General features: G+C 70.4%; 5 protein-coding genes. All 5 read right to left on the reverse strand.

The window, feature by feature from the left end; translation table 11 throughout:
• Positions 1 to 176 precede the first annotated feature (176 nt).
• Complete coding sequence (locus DMC18_RS01510; RefSeq protein ID WP_110118438.1) at positions 177 to 1415, reverse strand: PLP-dependent aminotransferase family protein; 1239 nt, start codon at positions 1413 to 1415, stop codon at positions 177 to 179.
• A 288-nt stretch (positions 1416 to 1703) separates the two neighbouring features.
• On the reverse strand, positions 1704 to 2249 hold the full coding sequence (locus DMC18_RS01515) for a hypothetical protein (protein ID WP_370443988.1): 546 nt from the start codon (positions 2247 to 2249) through the stop codon (positions 1704 to 1706).
• 14 nt (positions 2250 to 2263) lie between these two features.
• Entirely contained in the window at positions 2264 to 2776 is a 513-nt protein-coding gene (locus DMC18_RS01520; protein WP_110132646.1) for a DUF2939 domain-containing protein, read from the reverse strand.
• 56 nt (positions 2777 to 2832) lie between these two features.
• Positions 2833 to 3951, reverse strand: a complete 1119-nt coding sequence (locus tag DMC18_RS01525) for a hypothetical protein (RefSeq protein WP_110118435.1) — start codon at positions 3949 to 3951, stop codon at positions 2833 to 2835.
• A 174-nt stretch (positions 3952 to 4125) separates the two neighbouring features.
• The coding region (gene infB / locus DMC18_RS01530; RefSeq protein WP_110132647.1) for a translation initiation factor IF-2 at positions 4126 to 6076 on the reverse strand (1951 nt) is incomplete at its 5' end.

The following is a 6076-nucleotide window of genomic DNA, read 5'->3' on the forward strand; positions in this document are numbered from 1 at the left end:
TTCGACTCCGCTTAGCTCCACCAAAACGGCCGCTTCCCTAAAGGGAGCGGCCGTTTCCATGTCTGGGCTCCGCAAAACCCCCTCAGTCGCTCCGCGACAGCTCCCCCAGAGGGGGAGCATCTTCGCCGCCCAGATCCTCCCCCTCTGGGGGAGGTGGCCCGGAGGGCCGGAGGGGGTCAGCGCGGCGTCGCGATCAGCCCCGCCAAGCGCCGCACGCCTTCCTCCATCTGCTCGGGCGGCAGCAGGGAGTAGCTGAGGCGCAGGGTGTTGGCGGCCGGGGCCTCGGCGAAGAACGGGGCGCCGGGCACGAAGGCCACGCGGGCCTCGACCAGGGCGCGCTCCAGCAGGGTCTTGCCGTCCAGCCCCTCGGGCAGGGTCAGCCAGACGAACATGCCGCCCTCCGGCGAGATCCAGGAGACGTCCTTGGGCATGTGGCGCTCGAGCGCCGCCAGCATGGCCCGCGCCTGGCCGCCATAGGCCCCGCGCAGACGGTGGAGGTGCTGGTCATAGCCTTCCGACACCACGCGGTGGGCGACCATCTGGTTGATGGTCGAGACGTGCAGGTCGCCGCCCTGCTTGAGCAGGACCAGCTTTTCGATCGCCGCCCTGGGGCCGCAGATCCAGCCGATGCGCAGGGCCGGCGACAGGGTCTTGGACAGCGTGCCGCAGAACAGGGTGCGCGCGGCCTCAATCGAGCCCTTGCGGGCGATGTCGAGCGCCAGCAGCGAGGGGATGGCCTCGCCGCCGAACCGCAGCTCGCGATAGGCTGCGTCCTCGATCAGCGGGAAGTCCTGGGCGTCGGCGAGATCGAGCAGGGCCTCGCGCTCGGCCAGGGTCAGGCTGACGCCGGTCGGATTGGCGAAGTCGGGCACGAAGTAGCCCAGGCGCGGCGCGCGGGCCTCCACGGCCTCCTGGGCCGCCGCGTCGCCGTCCAGCGCGCCCTCGGGCAGGTCCAGATAGGCCGGCTGGTAGGCGTTGAAGGCCTGCAGCGCGCCCAGATAGGTCGGCCGGGCCACCATCACGGTCGCGCCGGAGTCGAGGAACAGCTTGCCCAGCAGGTCGAGCGCCTGCTGCGAGCCGGCGGTCAGCAGCACGTTCTCGGGCTCGCACGGCATGCCGTCGCGGGTCATGCGCTCGGCGATCCAGCGGCGCAGCGGACCATGGCCCTCGCTGACGGTGTATTGCAGCGCCTGGGCGGCCTGGGCGCCGTCGGCGAGGATGTCGCCATAGGCCGCACGGATGGTTTCGGCGGGAAACAGGGCCGGGTCGGGAATGCCGCCGGCGAACGACAGGATGTCGGGCTGCTCCAGCAGCTTCAGCAGTTCGCGGATCTCGCTCGCGCGGATGCCGGCCATGCGCGCGGAAAAGCGCCCGGCCCAATCCTGGATGGCCGCGTCTTGGGTGTCGATGGTCATGGAGGTCGTGTTCTTCGTCGAGACTGATCTGTGCGGCGGCCCTGGTCGCTGTCTTGAGAGGGCCGCCTGTCTTTCTGAGCGCGGCGGCTGAGGCCGCCCGTCGGGCGCACGGAGGCGCCCCGCCTGATCCCTAGCGGTCAGGCGCTGCGTACGAGTCCGGTCGGTCCAAGGGAGCGGCGGCGCTGGAAGCGTCCCGGTCCGCGTTCGATCTCGATCATGGCCGCGACCCTAACCAAACCGGACGCGGATGAAAACCCGCCCCGGACGCCTCGATGGTCGCAACCGGCCTCAGCGCACGCCGGTCAGGCTGTCGGTCCAGTCCTCGGTAGGATCGGGCGGACCCCCGCTCGGCAGGCGCCATTCGCCGCGGTAGGAAAAGTCCAGCGTGCCGCAAAGCCGCGCCTGGCCCGGCGCGGCGGGATCGTCGCCGAAGGCCTGGATGCGCAGGTCCTGGCGCACGGCGATGCGGCTGAAGCTCAGCCACAGGCGCTTGGAGCCCGGGCAGAAGGCGCGGACATAGACCTTGCCCTGCTCGGCCTTGCCGTCGACCTCGTAGAGGGCGGCGTTGGCGTCGACGCCGCTCATGGCCGCCAGCCCGCCCTTGCCGAGGTCCTTTTCGCCGCCCTTGCGCAGCAGGGCCTGGGCCGGCACGCCGGTGGCCAGCACCTTGACCGGCTTGGCGCCCAGCAGCCCTTGGTCGAACAGCACGGTCAGGCCAGCCCCGGTCAGCCGCTTGGCGTCGGCCGAGATCGGATCGTAGGAGAACATCCGCCGCTCGGCGGCCGCCGAGGGCCCCGCCAGGGCGCTCAGGAGCGCCGTGGAGGCCAGGAACAAGACAGCCCCAAGCCTCATCGCTTGGCCCGCAGATCGACGGCCTGGGCGTCGAATCCGGACAGCCGCCAGGCGCCGCCCTCGCGGGTGAAGGTCAGCAGGCACGGCCCGTCCTTCTTGGCGGCGCAGACCCGGCCGTCGCCGGCAGGCCGCAGGGCCGAGGCGATGGCGATCCGGCCCGGGATCGGCCGGTCGGGCGTGTAGCCATAGTAGTTGGCGGCGGCGCGGAACACCTCGGGGCGGATCAGGGCTTCGCCGGCGACGTCGGCGGCGGGGCCGGCCAGGGCGATGGCGGCGGCCTGCCAGCCGCCCTTCAGGCCCGAACCGCGCGCCTCCTGCACCAGGCGCGTCTCGATCGCGCCCTTCAGGGCCTGGTGGTCGACCAGGCTGTCGAACGTCGCGCGGTCGTTGTTGCGGATCGACGTCAGCAGGGCGTGCACGTCGCCGGCCGCGTCGTAGCGGTCGGCGGTGGCGCAGGCCGCCAGCGAAGCGGCGGCCGCGCTCAGGGCGATGAGGGCTCGAATACGCATGGACGAAGGGCTAGCGCTCAATTCCGGCGAATTCCAGTCCGGCGTGTATCGGTCGGTCAGCTGCGGCTCAGCGAGACCACGTCGTGGTCGGCCGCGCGCCACAGCCGGCGGGTCTTGCCGCCGACCAGCGGCTCCTCGACCCGCAGGGCGAAATCGAAGACCCCGGAGACCTCGTAGCTTCCCGCCAGGTCGTAGGTCGCCGCCGTGGCGCGATCGGGGGCCAGGCGATCGATCGCGGCGCGCCAGTCGGCCTTGAAGGTCGCCTGCAGGGCGTCGAGCGAGACCTCGTAGCGCGTTTCGGCAGGCACCTCGATCTCGACGGTGATCTGGCCGCGGACGCCCACGGCGGCGCTGACGTCGGCGCCGAGCACCAGCCCGGCCGGCGCGCCCACGAACCGGGGCTCCAGCCCGCAGGACAGTTGCAGGCGCTCGCGCCGGAAGCTGGCGACTTCGTCGAGCTCGATCCGGCCGCCCAGGGCCGTCAGGCAGGCCAGGGCCTGTTCGGATCCAACCTCGGTGCGCCAGCGATGCTGCGCGGCGCCCGAGCCCGTCAGGGTGGCGCTGAACAGGCGCGGCGCCTTGCCGCCCCGGTTGTCGAAGGTCTCGACCGCCACGCGCTTGCTGTCGTTCGGCGCCAGGCTCCTGGTCCGATAGGCGATCCGCGGGGCGCTGAAGCTTGGCCGATAGGGCCGGAAGCGCCAGGTCTGGTGCTCGCGGTGATGGCGGTCGTATTCGTAGACGCAGACGCGGCTGCGCTCGTCATAGGGGCCGTTGCCGGCCACCTCCAGCAGCTGGTCGCCCCAGGGCTTGGCCAGTATGGGCGTGGACGCCAGCGCCACGTCGACGTCCCAGTAGAAGCCCTGGGCGTTCTGCTCGAACGGGACGACCCGGACGGGTCCCTGGCCCTGGACGCCGCTGAAGTGCAGCGCGCCGCCCACGCCCCCCGCCTCCGGATGCCGCAGGGCGACCGCCTCGAACCAGTACTTGCCGTCCGTGCCGTGGCGCCGCCACAGCTGATTGTCGCCGTAGCGGGCCGGGGCGATGCCCACGCGGCAGTCCAGCCCGCCCCAGTCGCCGCCGGGACCGGCGCCGTCCGATCCGGCGGCCGTCAGCGCCCAGGAGCGCGACCAGTCGCGGCTGACTTCAGACAGGATGATGAAAAGGTCCGACGCCATTGATGCCCCCAGGTGATGCGCCCAGGCGCGCCCCCGCGCCGCGGGCCTCACCCTCAGCGGTTGCGCCGCCCGCGTCCACCCGCCCGAGGGCTCATTTTGGGCGGGGCAAAGAAAAAGGGCGCGGATCCGAAGACCCGCGCCCTTCTCATTTTCGGTGACCTAGGTCGCCGGCTCTTAGTCGAGCTGGCGCTTGATCTCCTCGACGGTGAAGCACTCGATGGTGTCGCCGACCTTGATGTCCTGGAAGCCGGCGAACATCATGCCGCATTCCTGACCGACCGGCACTTCGTTGACCTCGTCCTTGAAGCGCTTGAGCGTCTGCAGGGTGCCGAGTTCGAGCACCACGATGTCGTTGCGGATGATCCGGACCTTGGCGCCCTTGCGGACCACGCCTTCGGTGACCTTACAGCCGGCGACCTTGCCGATCTTCGAGATGTCGAAGGCCTGCAGCACTTCCGCGTTGCCGAGGAAGGTTTCACGCTGGATCGGGGCCAGCATGCCCGAGAGCACGCCTTTGATGTCGTCCAGCAGGTCGTAGATGATCGCGTAGTAGCGGATCTCGACCCCTTCGCGTTCGGCCAGGGCCCGCGCCTGGGCCGAGGCCCGGACGTTGAAGCCGATGACCGGCGCGCCGGCGCCCTTGGCCAGCATGACGTCGCTTTCGCTGATCGCGCCGGCGCCCGACAGGATGATCCGCGCGCGGACCTCGTCGGTCGACATCTTGTCCAGCGAACCGATGATCGCTTCGGCCGAACCCTGCACGTCGGCCTTGATGACCAGCGGCAGTTCTTTCAGCTTCTTGTCCTGCAGCTTGGCCATCATGTCGGCCATCGAAGCGCCGGCGCCCACCGGGGCCATCGTCTTCTCGCGCTTCTGGCGGATGCGGTACTCGGTCAATTCGCGGGCGCGGGCTTCGTTCTCGACCACGGCGAAGGCTTCGCCGGGCGAGGGAACGCCGTCCAGACCCAGGATCTCGACCGGCGTGGCCGGACCCGCTTCGGTCAGCTGCTCGTTGCGCTCGTTCAGCAGGGCGCGAACCCGGCCGAACTGGCTGCCGGCGACGACGATGTCGCCGCGCTTCAGCGTACCGCGGTTGACCAGCACGGTGGAGACCGCGCCGCGACCCTTGTCCAGCTTGGCCTCGATCACAACGCCATCGGCGGTGCGGTCGGGGTTGGCCTTCAGGTCGAGAACCTCGGCCTGCAGCAGGATGGCGTCGAGCAGGTCGTCCAGGCCGGTGCGGGCCTTGGCCGAGACTTCGATGATCTGGGTGTCGCCACCCAGGCTTTCGACGACGATCTCGTGCTGCAGCAGCTCGTTGACCACGCGGGTCGGATCCGAGCCCGGCTTGTCCATCTTGTTCACGGCCACGATGATCGGCACTTCGGCCGCCTTGGCGTGCTTGATGGCCTCGATCGTCTGCGGCATCACGCCGTCGTCGCCGGCCACCACCAGCACGACGATGTCGGTGATGTTGGCGCCGCGAGCGCGCATGGCCGAGAAGGCGGCGTGGCCGGGCGTGTCGAGGAACGTCACGCGCTGGCCGTCCTTCAGGCGAACCTGATAGGCGCCGATGTGCTGGGTGATGCCGCCGTGCTCGCCGGCCGCCACGTCCGTCGAACGCAGGGCGTCCAGCAGGCTGGTCTTGCCGTGGTCGACGTGGCCCATGATGGTCACGACCGGAGGACGGGCCTCCAGGTGATCGTCGTGGTCCTCGGCGCCGATGAAGCCTTCTTCGACGTCGGCTTCCGACACGCGGCGCACGGTGTGACCGAATTCGGTCGCCACCAGCTCGGCGGTGTCGTTGTCGATGACGTCGTTGATCTTCAGCATCACGCCCTGACGCATCAGGAACTTGATGATCTCGACGCCGCGCACGGCCATCCGGTTGGACAGCTCCTGCACGGTGATGACGTCGGGGATCACGACCTCGCGGGCCACGCGGGCCTGCTCGACCGCGCCGCCGCGGCGCTTTTCCTTTTCGCGTTCACGGGCCCGGCGAACCGAAGCCAGCGAGCGCATGCGGTCGGCGGACTCCCCATCACCGGCCACGGCCTGGATGGTGAGGCGGCCGTCACGGCGCTGCGGAGCGCCCTTGGCGCGCGAAACGGCCTTGTTCGGCGCG

This window comes from Caulobacter sp. D5, from assembly GCF_003185805.1.
Classification (GTDB): domain Bacteria; phylum Pseudomonadota; class Alphaproteobacteria; order Caulobacterales; family Caulobacteraceae; genus Caulobacter.

What these genes read in the sequence shown, in the direction of transcription:
- DMC18_RS01510 (WP_110118438.1), bottom strand. Translation starts at nt 1,415, where the DNA reads ATGACCATCGACACCCAAGACGCGGCCATCCAGGATTGGGCCGGGCGC.
- DMC18_RS01525 (WP_110118435.1), bottom strand. Translation starts at nt 3,951, where the DNA reads ATGGCGTCGGACCTTTTCATCATCCTGTCTGAAGTCAGCCGCGACTGG.
- DMC18_RS01520 (WP_110132646.1), bottom strand. Translation starts at nt 2,776, where the DNA reads ATGCGTATTCGAGCCCTCATCGCCCTGAGCGCGGCCGCCGCTTCGCTG.